This is a genomic window from Glaciecola sp. KUL10 (genome assembly GCF_003203515.1).
In the GTDB taxonomy this organism is placed as follows: Bacteria; Pseudomonadota; Gammaproteobacteria; order Enterobacterales; family Alteromonadaceae; genus Glaciecola.
Window position 1 is genome coordinate 94587 of sequence record NZ_BGNG01000007.1, and the last position, 16990, is coordinate 111576.

Genomic DNA, 16990 nt, shown 5'->3' on the forward strand with positions numbered 1-16990 from the left:
TGAGCGGTTGTTTAAGGCTTATAAGACATGTGAAGAAATTTGACTGTACTTTCAGCTTAGCGAATCCAATCAAACGTTCTCACTAAAAGTGTAATTCTTTTCTGATCGTGCTAGGAGAGTGGCCAATTGTTCTCTTAAATGCTCTAGAAAATGCGGATTCTGACTGATATCCATAATCAAGGGCTATTTGTAATATCGATGATTTGGTGTTTTGCAAATCTCCATAGGCTAATGACATTCGCCACTCGGTTAAATACTCCATAGGTGAATTACCTACTAGTTTTTTAAACTCGGTGGTGAACGAAGTTCTAGACATACCCACTTCAGAACTTAAGTCCTCCAAATTCCAGTGCCTTGATGGTTGTTGATGAACCAATTCGATTGCTTTTGCTATTCTAGAGTCTTCTAGTGCGCCAACCCAAACGAGTTTGTCGTTATTATTATTTCCGATATATTCTCTTAGACTAGTAACAATGAGTAAATCAGCTAAGCGAGAAATAGCCCCAGTGCTGCCATCTTCTGCCTTTCTTGTTTCTGATTCTAGTAAGTCTATTATTGATTTTATGGCACTGTATCTCGCGCTTTCTTGTTTAACCAAAATGCTACCTGGAAGCATATCAAGCAACCTCAGTGTAAGTGGGTGTTTAAAAACAATCGCACCACAAAGCATTTCTGTTTTATTACCGCCACCACCAAACTTTAGGCGCTCATATCTATCATTTATTATTTCGATAGGTAAATCCGCTAAATTTGTATGAAAACTAGAAGTACCACAAGACAAAATATGCCCCTCACCCCTCGGTAGCAGCGCAAACTCACCATTCTCCAACTCGAATTCTTCATTATTGACAACAAGAGAGGCGCTTCCACTTATAACCAAATGAAACATCATGCAATTGTCCATCAAAGGCATCTCAACACCCCACGGGACTGTAAATTGAGAGTGAGTGCAAAATATAGTCTCTAACGACATCTTATCTAGTAAGCGACCAATAGTTGATTCTGTTATTTCGGTATTTATCCGTGCTTGATAATCAAAACTCACATTAATCTCCTGTAAAAAGCATGACAACAAAATGCACGGTGAAGATATTCCTAGCAGGTGCGTAATAAATGTCATCAGACAGTATACAACTTTTTTCGAATTGTAAATTGTAATGCGCCTTCTTCGCTCTCTTTCTTTGTATTGGTTTGTGTGGAAATTATTGTGTTCCAAGGAAGTCGTGGCCTTCGCTGATGACTATTCTTCGTAGCAAACAAGGATGTTTTTGTAATTAAACACTGTAGAACATACAAATTCGGCTCTATTTCTAAAGGTGTCAGCCAATTGAAAACTAATCCACCTTAGTCTAACTAAGTACAATCTTTGTGAGTGCTTTTGGTCAAACGTATCAAACGTTAACACTTTTTTAGGGTGGCTTTTCCCCTAACTTAAAGACCCTCTAGTAAAACCTTTGCCTTTTTAAAGGTCTAGTCAAAATACCTTGCGACCATCAGCACAATTCTGTATAACGTTTAATTATTGTTAACAGTTTACATTTGGGTGGGATGGGATGAAACGCAGACAATTTTTGAAGTACAGCGCGAGTGCGATTGGAGCTGTTTCAATTTCAAACTGGCTTGTTGCGTGTGCGCATAAACAGCCAAAGTTATCAGGTTTAAAACCTGTTGAAGATATTCCGAGTCAAGTAACGCGACATTGGCTTGGAAAGTCTTACTGGGGAAATAGACTGCAAGATTGGAGGGTCAACAATGGCCGAATAGAATGCCTCAACGGTCAAAAATCTTGGGAAGTCCGCACGGTTTCTATATTAACGCGACGCTTATCCAATCAACTCAGCAATGGTCGAATTAGAGTTAAGATGGGCCAACTTGAAAAAAACAAAGCGAGTTATGCAGGTTTTTTACTTGGCGTGGGTAAAGGCGAGTTGGACCAAAAGGCTTGTTCAATTGTTCAACGGGCTTCGGGTAAAAATGGCGGTATAATGGCCGTGGTTGATGAAACAGGAACGTTATCGTTTAGAGACTTTAGTGCAAATAAAAGCACGCTGAATTATAAGGTACTTAGTCGGTCAGGTTCCCGCGCTCAAAATAGTATTATTCAATCAGCAGTTTATTTGGACTGTGAACTGATAGCGGTTAATAAAAATAGTTATGATATTCGACTATCCCTTTTGAATGAGCAACAAAAAGAAATCAGTTTCGCACTCTTACCCAAAGTTGATGCATCCATACTTATCGGAGGCGTTTCCTTACTATCCTCTCCACCAAGTCGACAGGCTGGTGGACGCTGGTGGTTTTCAAACCTCGAAACGGCCGGTGAAAAATTCGGAGAAGTTTCCTCATCAGAACTTGGCCCTGTCATAGGCTGCATGTATTCGCTTAATCGAAGCGTCTTAAAGCTTACGGCTCAGTTAATGCCGGTAGACTTATCAAACGACCAAAAACTACGCCTAGATTATAGGCTTGAGGGCGCTAGTAGTTGGCAACATGGTCCTATCAGTAGTATCGAAGACGGTTTTGTTGGGCTATTCCGCATAGAAGATTGGCAGTATCAACATAATTATGATTATAGAATCGTGTTTGCAGAAAATGATAACGTGACTTTGTATCAAGGGAGGATCGTAAAAGATCCAGAAACCAACAAAGAACTAAAAATTGCGCTTTACTCATGTATCCTGCCAACTTCCAAGACATTAGATCAAGTTGAATATAATAAACTCCACCCGCGAGAGCGATTATTGGGGCGGTATACAAAGGACAATATACTCTTTCCTCATGAAGAGTTGGTCAAAAATTGCGATAGTCATAAACCCGACATATATTTGTTTGTAGGCGATCAGTTTTATGAAACTTATCCCACTCGCCACGGCAACCATACCAAAGATGCAAAGTTGGATACGCTTTACCGATGGTATTTATGGTACTGGACGTATGCTGACTCAATCAAAGATAGGCCAAGCATTATGCTTGCTGATGATCATGATGTGTTACAAGGAAACCTATGGGGAAATGAAGGCTTAGATTCTAATACACTAAAAGAAGAAGACGGCGGATATAAATGGGATAAAAGCTTGGTGCGCATGGTGTACCGTTGTCAACACGGTCATAACCCTGATCCATATGATCCAAGGCCTATCCGTCATAATATTCCGGTGGCATACGCCAACTTTGTATACGGCGGTGTTGATTTTGCCGTTGTTGAGGATCGCAAGTTTAAGACACCTCCTGATTACAAGGCTGATCTCAGTCAGACAACCGGTGAGCTACTCGGTAAACGGCAAGAAACATTTTTATCTGCTTGGAAGGATATGAATCCAGGTTTACCAAAAATTTGTGTTACTGCTTCTGTTTGGGGAAACCCGCAAACAGATGATCAAGGAAAACCACTAGTAGACTATGATTCAAATGGTTATCCGCAAGATGCAAGAACAAGAGCAGTTAAGCTAGTCGCTGATGCAAATGCACTAGTTCTGGCTGGTGATCAACACCTTGGTATGGTCACTCACCAAGGTGTCAACACCTATGATGATGGCGCTACTTTCTTTGCTGGCCCAGCAGCAGCTGCTTTTTGGCAACGCTGGTTTGAAGGGGAGGGTAAGCTAAATAACCAGTACAAAAACGGGGCAAATACCGGAAACTTCATTGATACGTTTGGAAATAAAATGCGAGTGCTTGCTGTCGCAAACCCTAAACTTAGTCATGCCGAATTTCAAAAAGGCACGACGGTATCATGGGGTAAATTTTTAGCGGATAGAAAGCTCAAAAGTGAAGGTTATGGCTTGATTAAAGTCAATCATCAAATGAAGCAGTATACACTCGAATGTTGGGAGCACGATGCAGATCCCTTAGTCGATTCTCAATTTGAAGGCTGGCCAGTCAAACTTCCTTTTTATCGATAAGAGGTTTAAGTATTGCCTCTAAACCATTGAGTTTGATTTCGTAAATGAGGGCGAGTTGTTCGCCCAATTTTCCTTTTGGAAAGCCTTGCTGATGAAACCAAACAAGATAAGGCTCAGGTAAATTTAAAAGCTTGGTATCTTTGTATTTACCAAAAGGCATTTCCAAGTTGATAGTTTGTTTAAGTAAGGTAGGCTGTTCGAGCATTTTGAGAATAATGGGATCTCTGAAAGTATCTTTGCTTTCTGTATTAGATTTCATTTGCCTCGCCTCTATATTTTTATATTCAAATCAATCTGCACCCAAATGCTAATTTGATCTCGTTTCAATGCTCATCAAACAAAGACTTATTTCTAATATATTTTCGCATAAAATGATAAGTAATAGGGCGTAATATCCAGCTTTTTAGGGACTTTAAGAATCGTTCATGTGTCGGTGTGTTTTCATATATTTGGTCATCATGTAGCCAAAGCATTTTACCGACGTGCCAAAAATAATAAGGCAACAAAGGCATAAATGTCACAATATCTAAGTCGCAACAAATTCTATACGTTTTGTGATGCAAGCAATAGCGCTTATAAAAGGTTCTTGAGCCAGCGGCAGGTTGACCAAACGTCACGACTCTTTTCACTGACTTAGGAAATAAGCGCTGAAAATAATCAGCCATCAATATTGCCACCGCCCCACCAGAAGAGTGCCCAATAAACGTAAATCTTTTACCCTGTTGTCGCAATGGACTGAGTACTTTGACCAATAAATCTTGAAGTGGAAGTGCTTGTTCACGCGTTTTTGTACTTGAATACATTGGCTGAAATAAAAGTCGTTTAAAACCCCAGTGCACCCTGAATTGAGTGTCTACTTGCTTTAATGAACTAGGAAAAAAGCAAAGGTTCGCCAACCAGTCTCTTAGCCCTAAGGAGCCTCTAAACACAACAATAACTTCTTTTTTGTCATCAGACCAAAGTAATCTGACACTCATTCGTCCATGCTTGTCGACAAGTTGCCTTTGTTTGTAGGGAATAAGCGTTTTTTCGTAGTGCGTTGCCGCGTCTGGATAAGCCAGTTGGCATAAAATAGCGTATCGCTCGTATTGATAGCGCTTTAGCTTTTTCATAAAAATTACGCGTATTTTTAGTTGCTCAATCCTTCAATCTATCGCTTTTTTATTGCAAGTCAGTGACAGTGCGATTTTTTTGTTGGGCACGCCATAATTTTGCATACAGCCCATCTTGGTCGAGCAATTGTTCATGTGTACCGTGTTCTGCTAATTTGCCCTTGTGCATCACTAAAATCTTATCTGCATCAACAATTGTTGAAAGGCGATGGGCAATCACAAAACTCGTATGCCCTTTTGCTATTTCACCTAGTGCTTTGAGGATTGCTTGTTCAGATTGTGAATCTAAAGATGAAGTGGCTTCATCAAATACCATAATGGGAGGTCGTTTGAGGATTGTTCGTGCGATAGCGACTCTTTGCTTTTCACCACCTGACAATTTTAAACCTCGCTCACCTACCTGCGTTTCGCCCTTATAAGGCAAGGCTTCGACAAACTTATCTAGGTGCGCCATTTTTATTGCTTGCTCAATGTCTTCAATTGATGCGTCTGGACGACCGTAGCGAATATTCTCGTAAAGTGTGTCGTTGAATAAAACGGTATCTTGCGGAACAATCCCAATATGCTGTCTGACTGAATCTTGGGTACATCGCTTGATATCCATGCCGTCGATGCTAATTGTACCCTTATTGGGGTCATAGAATCGAAATAGAAGTTTTACCAAGGTTGATTTACCTGAACCGCTTTCACCGACGACGGCTACTTTGCTGCCAGCTGCCATTTCAAAACTGATATTCTTCAAAATTTGGCGCTTTTCGTGGTAGGCAAAGTCAACGTTTTCAAATTTAATACTGCCGTGATTAACAACAAGTGTTTGCGCTTCGCTTTCATCGTTGACCATCGGCTTGCGTTCAAGTAATTCAAATAAGTTTTGTATATTAGCTAAAGAGCCGCGTATTTCTCGATATACAAAACCCAAGAAATTGAGTGGCATGAAAATTTGCATGGTAAACGCGTTGACCAATACAAAGTCACCGATGGTCATATTGCCCTGAGCGACATTAATAGCAGCAAGTGCCAGCATCGATGTCATCGCGGCGGCGATTATAAATGCTTGACCGCCGTTTAGAGCAAACAAAGACAAACGGTTTTTACGCCTAGCGGTTTCCCAAGCTGCCAAGTCTGTATCGTAGCGATTAGCCTCAAATTCTTCATTGTTGAAGTATTTAACGGTTTCAAAGTTTAAAAGGCTGTCAATCGCACGAGAGCTACTGCTGTTGTCCGCTTTATTGACTTCCTTGACAAATTTAGTACGCCAATCAGTTGCTCTGATTGAAAAGAATACATACAAGACAACAGACACTAATATCACGGCCGCAAAATCAAAGCCGTATTTAAAAAATAGGATGCCTACGACCATGATAATCTCTAATAGGGTCGGGCCAATGTTAAACACCATAAAACGCATTAAGAAGCTGATACCGCTGGTGCCGCGTTCTATATCTCGTGATAGTCCGCCAGTTTGACGCGATAAATGAAAATCTAAATCCAAGCGATGCAAGTGATTAAACACCGTTAGGCCAAGGCGGCGCATGGCTCTTTCGGTTACTCTACCAAATAGGGTATCTCTGATTTCACCAAATAGCACATTGGCAAGACGCAAACCACCATAAGCCACTACTAGCCCTAATGTAGCAGCCATGATCGCTTCTTTACCCGTGTCTAAGTTAAGATTATCAACCGTATGCTTTAGGACAAAAGGCAAGCCGATACTGGCAAGTTTGGCGAATATCAAACAGCTTAAGGCTAAAAATACGCGTGAGCGATATTCTAGTAAATATGGCCACAGTTTTTTAAATACACGCCAATTTATTGGGGTGTCATCTTGCAAAGGAAATCGTTGTCGAGGCATGAAAACCGAACTGAAGTATTAATTTTAAATATAATACTTCAGTTATACGACTAAGGCTTGTTTAAGTTTCGAATACTTAAGCGCTTGAGCGTCTGTTATGCGTTGTTGTTCGATAATATCTATACAATGATAGATGATTGTTGAAAAGTCTACCATCCACTTTGATATCTGTAATTTAACCAATACTTGCATGACATTTAATGCGATGGACGCACTCTTAGGAACCATCAATTGGGCTTGTCGGAACAGCTCGAACGCCTTATCAAAGTTGCCCTCATCATAGGCAAAAAGTGCTTGTTTATTGAGTTCTCGTGGCGTTTTTAACACTGTGGCTCGTGTTTTATGTTCCACTTCTACTGTTTTCATTAGCAAGCGCAAAGGGGATAGGGTGTCATCTAATCTGGTCATTTGCTCTGCCAGTTCAGTTTCAATCTGGCTAAATAGAGTCATTGACTCGCGGTGGATACCCAATTCGTGGAGCATTTTTGCTTTTTCTACTTTCGCTTGTGTACCCAAAAATTCGGCAGATTCGATGTTGTTTTTAAGTATTTCATATGCCCGCTCGTCATTGTTTTGAACACACTGCAAGCGAGCTTCAAGGATGTTAATCTCTTGTCTTAAATCTAGGTTCGGAAAACGGCGATTTAGCTCAGATAAATTGCGTCTTGCAATCGATATTGCTTCACTAGCTTCAGCTGTCTCTTGCGTAATACTGACGTTAATACTAGCACTGATGACGTTAAAAAAATGCTGTGGTACTTCTGCTACGGTATCCAACACATTTCGCAATATTCTTCGAGCAACTTTTTCTTCAACCTTGTAGTCCTTTGCCAAAATCGCAATCAATCTCACCACTTCTTGCCGTTGAAGGTTATTAGGAGATAGTTCTGCTGCAATTTGGGCGCTTTCTAGGGCCTCTTCAAAACATGCTTGCTTTACATGTAATTCAGTGAGTAACTCATATGCAGTTATTTTAGTTTGAGGATTTCCTGCAAGTTCAATGAGCTGTTTTTCGGCATACTCTATATTTCCCAATGCTAGTTCGCTTCTCATGTGACCTTTGATTGCCCAGGAAAACTTATATTTTTCTGCCATTTCCTTGAAGTAGCGACTGGCTTCTAAATAGTTTTTTTGAGTTAGCATCACGTCACCTCGCATTTTTAATGCAGAACTGACGTGGTCTTTTGCTTTTGGAAACTTAATGATGTTACTTATTTCACTTAGCGCATCATCATATTTGTTGCTTCTGAAATATTCAGTTGCTTTAAAAAAGGCTATGTTTCGTTTAAGGCATTTTTGGATATTTGTTTGCAAACCTTGAATTGTGAATGGTTTCACAATAAAACCATCTGCAGGGAAGTCTACTATGCTCTGAATAATATCTGCACTAGCCTCTGCGCCCATAAACATAAATGGAGTATGAGGTGGTAAACGATTCTTAGTTTTTAAATCAATGTAAAAATAATATCCGTCTAGCCTAGTTTTTAAGCTGTAGGAACATAAAATCAAATCGAAATCACGTTTTGTAAGCGCAATTTCAGCTTCACTTGTGTTGTTTGCAAAGCTTACACTATCAAATCCCATTTGCTCTAGTGGCACGCGCATATAACTTTTGACAAGATCTGGGTTTTCTATCACCAGTACGTGTTTTCCATGTGCTTCTTTTATGTTCATTAGCGTAATACCGAAATTTGCATATTATTAGTATCGGGTTTTGAATGTTTTTCTTTAAATTACATAGAATTTGTACTACTTTAGTATAGTTATTGTGTGATGTGTGCCTAAGGTAAATTCAAAAATGAAAGTGATTCAACACGGTTACATTATTGTTCCGCCAGATCAATTAGTGGATATCTGTTGTGCGTTAGAGACTCATATTCAAGAGACAAGAAGCGAAGTTGGCTGTTTAGTTTTTGATGTCAAAGCGCGAAAGTCGGAAAAAAATATATTTGATGTCTATGAGGAATTTATAGACGAGGCGGCATTTAAGTTTCATCAGCAACGGATGAAAAAGTCTGCATGGGGACAAGTATCTAGTGCATTCGAGCGGCATTATACTTTACAGTATGAGAGTGAAGACGACTAAAAATACTTATTGAATAGTTATTGTTAACAATTTACACTGATAAGATAAAGGCTCAAAGCATTGGTGATAAATTGAACGCTCCTCAAACTCATATTGAATTACTTGATAAACGAAAACACTCTGCAGTGAAGGTGGGTACACAAAATTATACAGATGCAATGTTCCATGCAAATATTGCATCTGCAATGCCGATTGAATTTCGACAACTAGTGCTAGAGTACCCAATCTTCATTACCCAGTCTCCAAACTCTAAAAAGTTCCAATTTTCCATTTTACTGGGGCTGGAGCCAGGTCAAAATTTGTATATCGAAAATGGAAAGTGGAAAGCGAAATTCTTGCCGCTAGACATCTTGCGTAGGCCTTTTAATCTGATTATTAAAGATAATCCATTTGATGAAGAGGCATTGATAGCCATCGATACCAAAAGCACTATGGTAAATGAAGAAAAAGGGAGTTCGCTTTTTAATAATGATGGAAGCCCTACAAAATTCTTTCAACGAATCAAAGCTATGTTCTCCGAATTAATGAAAGGCGCTAAACATACAGCGCAAATGCTAACGTTAGCAGAAAATCTGGGATTAATTCAGCCAGTGTCGATTGAATATGAAATAAATGACCAGCCTTATATCCGGGGTGGAATGTTTGATTTATCAACAGAGAAAATTGATAACCTCAATGCTGAGCAACTCCTTCAGTGTAAACAGCTTGGTTTACTTGAAGCTTCTGTCTTGATGGAAACTTCACGAATTCATGTGAACGATTTGATAAACAAAGCACACCCTACTTTTTAAGCGTTAGCCTTAAAGTGAAGATATCATGAAACCTAATCACTTCTATTGTGAACCCTTTCATCTAGAAAAGTCAGAAATATTTGAGGTGCACAATGTGCGCTACGAAAAAAACGAGCCTTATGAATGTTTAGTGCATTTTCATGAGGTACACGAACTTATTCTTTTTCACGATGTTACTGGTACATATTCTCACGTTAATGGCATACAAGAGGTAAATCCACGTGACCTCGTTTTCACCGCTGCAAATGAGGTACATACTTTTGATGTAACTAGCGAAAACAAAGCGTGGACAGTAATACAGTTTGTGCCAACACTATTAAGTGATTCTGGGTTGAGAAAAATTGCAAACAAATTTGATAAAAGTACGGTTTTTTCATTCGATAATGAAACCTATGATTTTTTGAAAACGTTATGTGTAGAACTTAGTAAGTGTTATCAAAATGATAGTGGATGTATTCAAGCCAATTACCTACTAAAACTGATTATTTCAACTATCGCAGAGCAGGGCGCGGTTGCGCCAATGAAAGACGACTATGTAATTAAATTAAAACCAGCCTTTTCTCGACTCACTCCGCTTTTGAAATTGCTACAGCAGCCGGACCCTATTAACTTAACCATGGTAGAAGCTGCAGAAATTTGCTTCTTATCGCCTTCCCATTTTTCGCGTTTGTTTAAAAGTGTATACAAAGTGAGTTATTCTGAATTTAAAAACAAGCAGAGGGTCTATTGTGCAGCTCGCCAAATGGCGCATCGAAATTGTTCAATTACCGATTTGAGTTATGAATTTAACTTTGCTAATCCATCTCATTTTATTAACCAGTTTAAACGCCAATTCGGTTTAACACCAAAACAGTATCAAAAGCGCTATAGCGTTTAATACTGCCTCAGAGACAACACAACCATCAATTTATTTTATGTTCTTGCGAACTGCGTTGATCGCTCCTTTGGCGTCGCCATCTTTTATAGCATTGAGAATATCACGATGTTCGTCGACTAGTTTTCCCGAGGTATTGATACGTTTGTAGTTCATACGCATTTTTATCGTAATTGGATACCACATGTTAACTAAATCTTCACCGCCTGCTTGCTCGATTAAAAACTGGTGGAAAGCCATATCGGCTTTGGTTAATTCGGTGAACTCTTCATTATCAAAATGCATTTGCATTTCATCGATGAGCATACTCGCTTGCTGAAGTTGTTCATCCGTTAGTTTGCCTGATATTTCCTTCATCGCAAACTCTTCGATCTTTCGACGTATTGAAATACTCAACTTTTGGATTTCTGGAGATAACGGACTAGCAACAGAAGAACCCACGTTGTTTCTGCTAACTAACAAGCCCTCTTTGGTTAGCTTTAACAGAACATCTCTTATAGGGCCGCGTGATGTGCCAAAACGCTCCGCTAGCGCATGTTCGTTTAATTTTGTATCTGGCTCAAGTACACCTGAAATGATGTCTGAGCGCAGTTCATCTGCTATTTGCTCTCTTACCGACAATATTTTTTTGCGAATCATACTGTTACTTGTTTTACGTTGATAATGCCTAATGTTAGCTAGCCCTTATTTCTTGTCAATTAAATATTATGATTTTTTAATAGTTGTCATTTAATTGTTAACAAAGTACAATTATTCGAAATGAAAAATCGGAGTATATTTATGAGTTTGGCACAAGAAAAAATAATCCAGCTAAACGACGTTAAGAGCATTCAGAATGTAAAGGTAGGACTTTACAAAATTCCACTTAAAGAAGTGCTCTCCGATGCTAAACATGGTGACCATACTCATTTCGAACTCATTACATGCACTATTGAATGTGACGATGGCATAACTGGCACAGGCTACACATATACAGGTGGCAAGGGAGGAAGTGCCATTTATCATTTACTAGTAGATGAACTTGTACCTTTTGTAAAACAGCAAAACCCAAATAGAATCGAAAAAATATGGGAAGACATGCAGTACCACCTTCATTACGTTGGTCGTGGTGGGTTATTAAGTTTTGCCATTTCAGCTATTGATATCGCACTTTGGGATATCAGGTGTAAACGACTAGAAGCGCCGTTATGGCAAGTTGTTGGTGGTAATTCATTTGAAACTCAGTGTTATGCAGGTGGTATAGATTTAAATTTTTCAAAGGAAAAGTTACTTAAAAATATCAAGTCATATATTGAAAGAGGCTTTACGCAAGTCAAAATAAAGGTGGGTCAAAAAGACTATAAAGAAGACATTGCAAGAATTAAGGCTGTTAGAGAGCTAATTGGCCCTGATGTTGAGTTTATGATCGATGCTAATTATTCGTTATCAGCTTCTGACGCAATACGCCTCTCTAAAAGTGTTGAGCAATACAATATTAGATGGTTTGAAGAGCCCACGCTTCCAGATGATCTAGAAGGCTACGCACAGATTAGTGAAAGCACATCTATCCCCCTTGCAATGGGTGAAAACCTTCATACTGTTTACGAGTTTAACCAAGCAATACAACACGCGAAACTAGGTTTTTTGCAACCAGACGCTTCAAATATCGGCGGGGTGACTGGCTTTCTAAAAGTGGCTCAGTTGGCATACGCTAATAATCTTCCAATTTGTACTCACGGCATGCATGAATTGCACGTATCACTTATGGCATCTCAGCCACATGCTTGCAGTATGGAAGTTCACTCATTTCCAATCGACGAATATACAACGCAGCCACTAAGGCTGGTTAACGGGATGGCACAAGCGCCAGACCTGCCGGGCACAGGTGTTGTGTTTGTCGATGAATTAATCACTCCTCATTTAGTTATAGAATCATAAGGAATAAATATGTTAGCTGCACAGTATGTAGGCGAAAAGTCTTTTTCGGTTAGCGCAGGCCAACAAATTGCACCCGCAAGTGGTGAAGTTAGGCTGGATGTTGGGTTTGTAGGGATTTGCGGCACTGATATGCACATATATCACGGCGTGATGGATGCTCGTGTTGCTCCGCCACAAATCATTGGTCATGAAATGTCTGGTATTGTTGCTGAGCTCGGAGAGGGCGTGACAAATGTGAACGTTGGCGATAGAGTTGTTGTGAGACCACTTGACTATTGCGGTGAATGTCCCGCTTGTAAGTCTGGGAATTCGCATGTTTGCCATCATCTTAAATTCATGGGTATTGACTCTCCTGGCGCGTTTCAATCTAGCTGGACGGTTAAAGCTCGTACCCTACATAAACTTCCTGACCACGTTTCTCTTCAACAAGGCACACTGGTTGAGCCTTTGTCTGTTGCTTGCCATGATATTAATCGAGCAAGAGTCAAAGCAGGTGAAAAGGTCGTTGTATTAGGTGGCGGTCCGATCGGTCAATTGGTCGCACTTGTGGCTAAGACTCTAGGGGCGGAAGTCATGGTTTCTGAAGTCAGTGATGCTCGCCTTGATTTTGCTAAAAAGTACGGTTTTGAAACCGTCAATCCCATCAAAGATGATATCGCTCAGGTCGTAAATGAGTGGACTGGGAAGAAGGGCGCAGATGCTGTGTTTGAAGTCAGTGGTGTGCAGGCAGCAATCGATGTGATGACTGAAATCACGGCGGTAAGAGGCCGGATTTGTATGGTTGCAATACATTCAGAAAAGCCAAAGGTCGACCTATTTAAGTTCTTCTGGAAAGAACTTGAGTTGGTAGGTGCGCGCGTTTACGAAAGTGAAGACTTTGAAATGGCGATTAATTTGCTAGCAGATAAAAAGCTAGATATCGCACCATTTATCACATCCGTGAGTAACATTGATAATATTAAAGATGCTTTTGCTGCAATGGATGGAAACCCATCAGGTATGAAAGCATTGGTAAGTTTACAAGGGTAGTAAAATGCAGACGTATTTTGATTTAACTGGACAAGTCGCACTCGTAACAGGTTGTAGTCGCGGTATAGGAAAAGCAATGGCAGTTGCACTGGCTGAGGCCGGTGCCGACATCATTGGTGTCTCTGCGAGTCTTGCAAAATCTGGTTCACAAGTGGAACAAGAAGTGACAGCCTTGGGTCGCAAGTTTAGTGCTTATCAATGCGATTTTTCTTCAAGAAGCGATTTGTATCGGTTTATTGAAGAAGTGAAGTCACAGCATAAGCGAGTAGATATTTTGGTCAATAATGCAGGCTCAATTTTACGTGCGCCTGCTGCTGAGCACTCTGATGAGTTGTTTGACAAGATTATTGAGATAAACCTCAATTCTCAATTTGTGTTAGCACGAGAGTTTGGTAAAGAGATGCTGACTCGCAAACAAGGTAAAGTGATATTCACAGCCTCATTATTAACGTTTCAAGGTGGAATCACCGTGCCAGGATACGCAGCAAGTAAAGGAGCAATTGGCCAGCTGACTAAAGCACTTGCAAATGAATGGGCAGGTTCTAACGTCAATGTAAACGCCATTGCGCCTGGCTATATTGCTACTGACAACACTGAAGCGCTAAGAGATGATGCGGTACGTAGCAAAAGTATTTTAGAACGAATTCCTCAAGGTCGCTGGGGTGAACCCGATGACTTTAAGGGACCAATTGTTTTCTTAGCTTCTAAAGCCTCAGACTATGTTAACGGGTCAGTTATGTTAGTCGATGGCGGTTGGATGGGACGTTAAAATGAATTTTATTAACAATAAACACTATATCAACGGTGAGTACGTAGACTCTGCTTCAGATGAAACAATCAATATACTCTCTCCTAGCACAGGTAAAGTCATTGCAACAATCCCTGCCGGCGCGATAGACGATGCTGAGCTAGCCATGGAAACTGCGCATCAAGCACAAAAGAAATGGGCTAAGAAGACCTTCAGAGAACGTGCAGCGATACTACGCAATTTTGCCGACATTATTCGTCAGAATAAGCCAGCTCTTATGGACATGTTGGTTGAAGAACAAGGTAAGTTGATCGGCATGGCAGAAGTCGAAGTTAATGCGACGATTACCTTTATTGAATATGCCTGCGATCATGCATTGAGCGCAAAAGGAGGTATTTACCCTTCTGATAACGCTGATGAAGATATATATATTCACAAAGTCCCAAGAGGGGTAGTGCTTGCGATCACAGCTTGGAACTTTCCATTGGCATTAGCGGGTAGAAAAATTGGCCCAGCGTTAATAACCGGTAATACTATTGTTATTAAGCCGACCCAAGAAACACCGCTCACAACACTTGCATTGGGTGAGCTAGCAAACCAAGCGGGTATCCCACCGGGTGTGCTAAATATCATCAACGGCACCGGCAGCGGTATTGGGGCCCACCTTTGTCAGCATCCTTTGACTAAATTGATTACTATGACTGGCAGTACTCGCGCTGGCCAAGCCATTTACCAAGCAGCAGGAAAGCATATGATTCCTGTGATGCTTGAGTTAGGTGGCAAAGCGCCTTTCATCGTCATGGAAGACGCTGATTTAGATAAAGCGGTTGAGGATGCTGTTACTGCAAGGTTTGCTAACTGCGGTCAAGTGTGTACGTGTGCAGAGCGCCTATATGTGCACGAAAGTGTATACGATGCATTTATGACGAAATTCTTACCAAAGGTAAACGCAATTAAAGTGGGTAACCCAGCTGATCCAAGCTCTGAAATGGGGCCTAAAGTGAATGCAGCAGAAATCAAAAATATTACCCACATTATGAATGAATCCATTGCTCAAGGTGCAGAACTTCTTGCTGGCGGTAAGCCTGCTAAAGTTGAAGGTTTTGAGGATGGATTTTGGTTTGAGCCAACCGTATTAGGTAATGTAAAGCAAAGCAATATCGCTGTTCATGAAGAAACATTTGGGCCGATATTACCTGTGATCAAAATTGCTTCTATCGACGAAGCAATAGCTAATACGAATGACTGCGAATATGGTTTATCTGCATATTTGTATACCAAAAATCTAAATTATATCTACCAAGCGATTGATGAAATGGAAGTCGGTGAAGTCTACGTTAACCGAGGTATCGGTGAACAACATCAAGGCTTCCATAACGGTTGGAAACTATCTGGTATGGGTGGGGAAGATGGCGAATTCGGCTTAGAGCAGTATTTCGACAAGAAAACCGTCTATATGAGTAAAAAATACTAATTTTCCTTGTTAGTATGTGTGTGTCAAAAAGGCTGTGTGTGTTCAGCCTTTTTTTTACACTTCAAAAAAGTTGGTAAAACATTTAAACAGCTGCGTACCGCTTAACACTGACGCAGAAGGGAAATGTAGCATGGGGATTAAGTCACAAGGCGCTAATACTTGGCCAACGCCTTGTTCATTGTCCAAATCATCTATGTTTAACACGCGAGCCATTACCTCATCTTTTTTTACAAAGTCTCCTGGCTTAACGCTGTATTCAACCATCCCACCAAAGTCAGTAAACAAGGTTTTATAGTCTTTTAAATAAACACCAATTCGCTGCATCTTCGCTGGACGATACTTGCTCGTGTCAATTACGGACTTGCTAGCTAAATAACCTAAGATACTATCAGCGTCTTTTTGCCCCTCAGAAAAGTCGATAACTTCTTGACTGCCCATCTCTAAAGTAAATGCCTCTATACCGAAGTTACATTGTGTGTTGTGTCGCTTTAGAAGCTCCTCGGAGAGTGTCCACCATGTGCAGAAACACGCTTCATCTAGGGCGCCGGCAAAGATATTCGGGATGAAAATACAATGAGGTATTGAGAATAATTGAGCTGATTCTTTTGCGTATTCAGGGATATAAATATGGCGCGTAGAAACAGGTCCATTGTGCAAATCGAGCACAAAATCTGCATCAACGGCAATTCTTTGAAGTTTTAAGTTAAGTTGTTGAGCTAAGCCTAGGCCCCAAGCTTGATTTAGCTTCTCATCAATAGAAGCTTTGAGAGCTGCTTTGAATTCGTGTTTAATCAAATCAACCTTATCGTTTTTGGATACCTTAGCTGCGAAGTCTTCAATTTGCTTACTATCAAAGTGATAACCACGGTTCCAATTTGTACCGTTAACAGGATCGAAACGACCAAGTGTGTATTCACCCGCCTTAATGTTAGTGCCTACAGGGTTACAGTTAGGCACCAAAATAATTTTGCCATTAATCGTGATGTTTTTTAGTGCTTGAATTAAATGGTAAATGACGACATTACCTTGCACTTCTGCGCCATGGATCGAGCTTTGTATATAGACGGTAGGGCCATCTATCCCATCGGATAGCTCATAAATTGGCACATTAAGGTGCCGACCAGAGGCATTTTGTGCCACGCTGATGTGGCTTTTATGTAGTCTAGGACCTAAGGGTTGTTGAATACTCATATTTAAAAAGGCAG

At 40.4% G+C, this 16990-nt stretch carries 15 protein-coding genes; 8 read left to right on the forward strand and 7 right to left on the reverse strand.

The window, feature by feature from the left end:
* Positions 1 to 82: 82 nt before the first annotated feature.
* Positions 83 to 1045 carry an AraC family transcriptional regulator gene (locus KUL10_RS12955; protein ID WP_110429364.1) on the reverse strand — a complete coding sequence of 321 codons (963 nt, stop codon included), beginning with the start codon at positions 1043 to 1045 and terminating at the stop codon, positions 83 to 85.
* 508 nt (positions 1046 to 1553) lie between these two features.
* On the opposite strand from KUL10_RS12955, the gene KUL10_RS12960 reads away from it, so the two are divergent.
* Positions 1554 to 3902 (forward strand): alkaline phosphatase D family protein, encoded by a 2349-nt coding sequence (locus KUL10_RS12960; protein ID WP_110429365.1) that lies wholly within the window; start codon positions 1554 to 1556, stop codon positions 3900 to 3902.
* On the opposite strand, the gene KUL10_RS12965 is transcribed toward KUL10_RS12960, so the two are convergent.
* The 4 genes from KUL10_RS12965 to KUL10_RS12980 all read right to left on the reverse strand — a co-directional run bounded on the left by KUL10_RS12965 (position 3880) and on the right by KUL10_RS12980 (position 8540).
* Entirely contained in the window at positions 3880 to 4107 is a 228-nt protein-coding gene (locus KUL10_RS12965; protein WP_110429449.1) for a DUF3820 family protein, read from the reverse strand. The two genes, KUL10_RS12960 and KUL10_RS12965, sit on opposite strands and share 23 nt — an antisense overlap.
* A gap of 118 nt (positions 4108 to 4225) precedes the next feature.
* Positions 4226 to 5014, reverse strand: a complete 789-nt coding sequence (locus tag KUL10_RS12970) for a lipase (RefSeq protein ID WP_110429366.1) — start codon at positions 5012 to 5014, stop codon at positions 4226 to 4228.
* A 49-nt stretch (positions 5015 to 5063) separates the two neighbouring features.
* Complete coding sequence (locus tag KUL10_RS12975; protein WP_110429367.1) at positions 5064 to 6866, reverse strand: ABC transporter ATP-binding protein/permease; 1803 nt, start codon at positions 6864 to 6866, stop codon at positions 5064 to 5066.
* 42 nt (positions 6867 to 6908) lie between these two features.
* The gene (locus tag KUL10_RS12980; protein ID WP_110429368.1) at positions 6909 to 8540 is read right to left on the reverse strand and encodes a response regulator; all 1632 of its coding nucleotides are present in this window, start codon (positions 8538 to 8540) and stop codon (positions 6909 to 6911) included.
* Between the two features lie 124 nt (positions 8541 to 8664).
* Between KUL10_RS12980 and KUL10_RS12985 the strand changes: the two genes are divergently transcribed.
* Genes KUL10_RS12985 through KUL10_RS12995 form a run of 3 tightly spaced genes read left to right on the forward strand, consistent with a single transcriptional unit; the run spans position 8665 to position 10620 of the window.
* Positions 8665 to 8952 (forward strand): putative quinol monooxygenase, encoded by a 288-nt coding sequence (locus tag KUL10_RS12985; RefSeq protein WP_110429369.1) that lies wholly within the window; start codon positions 8665 to 8667, stop codon positions 8950 to 8952.
* 20 nt (positions 8953 to 8972) lie between these two features.
* Positions 8973 to 9743, forward strand: coding sequence for a SapC family protein (locus KUL10_RS12990; RefSeq protein WP_110429370.1), 771 nt, complete (start codon positions 8973 to 8975; stop codon positions 9741 to 9743).
* A 25-nt stretch (positions 9744 to 9768) separates the two neighbouring features.
* A complete protein-coding gene (locus KUL10_RS12995; RefSeq protein ID WP_110429371.1) occupies positions 9769 to 10620 on the forward strand; it encodes an AraC family transcriptional regulator in 852 nt (283 codons plus the stop codon).
* Positions 10621 to 10650: 30 nt separating this feature from the next.
* Here KUL10_RS12995 and KUL10_RS13000 read toward each other — a convergent pair whose 3' ends face one another.
* Complete coding sequence (locus KUL10_RS13000; RefSeq protein WP_110429372.1) at positions 10651 to 11256, reverse strand: GntR family transcriptional regulator; 606 nt, start codon at positions 11254 to 11256, stop codon at positions 10651 to 10653.
* A 141-nt stretch (positions 11257 to 11397) separates the two neighbouring features.
* On the opposite strand from KUL10_RS13000, the gene KUL10_RS13005 reads away from it, so the two are divergent.
* From KUL10_RS13005 to aldA, 4 genes are read left to right on the forward strand one after another with little or no spacing between them, the layout of a single operon-like run.
* The gene (locus tag KUL10_RS13005; protein WP_110429373.1) at positions 11398 to 12534 is read left to right on the forward strand and encodes a mandelate racemase/muconate lactonizing enzyme family protein; all 1137 of its coding nucleotides are present in this window, start codon (positions 11398 to 11400) and stop codon (positions 12532 to 12534) included.
* Between the two features lie 9 nt (positions 12535 to 12543).
* Positions 12544 to 13563, forward strand: a complete 1020-nt coding sequence (locus tag KUL10_RS13010) for a zinc-binding dehydrogenase (protein ID WP_110429374.1) — start codon at positions 12544 to 12546, stop codon at positions 13561 to 13563.
* Between the two features lie 4 nt (positions 13564 to 13567).
* Entirely contained in the window at positions 13568 to 14332 is a 765-nt protein-coding gene (locus tag KUL10_RS13015; protein WP_110429375.1) for an SDR family NAD(P)-dependent oxidoreductase, read from the forward strand.
* Between the two features lies 1 nt (position 14333).
* Entirely contained in the window at positions 14334 to 15785 is a 1452-nt protein-coding gene (gene aldA, locus KUL10_RS13020; protein WP_110429376.1) for an aldehyde dehydrogenase, read from the forward strand.
* 54 nt (positions 15786 to 15839) lie between these two features.
* Here the strand turns inward: aldA and KUL10_RS13025 are convergent, their stop codons facing one another.
* Positions 15840 to 16976, reverse strand: coding sequence for a succinylglutamate desuccinylase/aspartoacylase family protein (locus KUL10_RS13025; RefSeq protein WP_110429377.1), 1137 nt, complete (start codon positions 16974 to 16976; stop codon positions 15840 to 15842).
* Between the last annotated feature and the right edge of the window lie 14 nt (positions 16977 to 16990).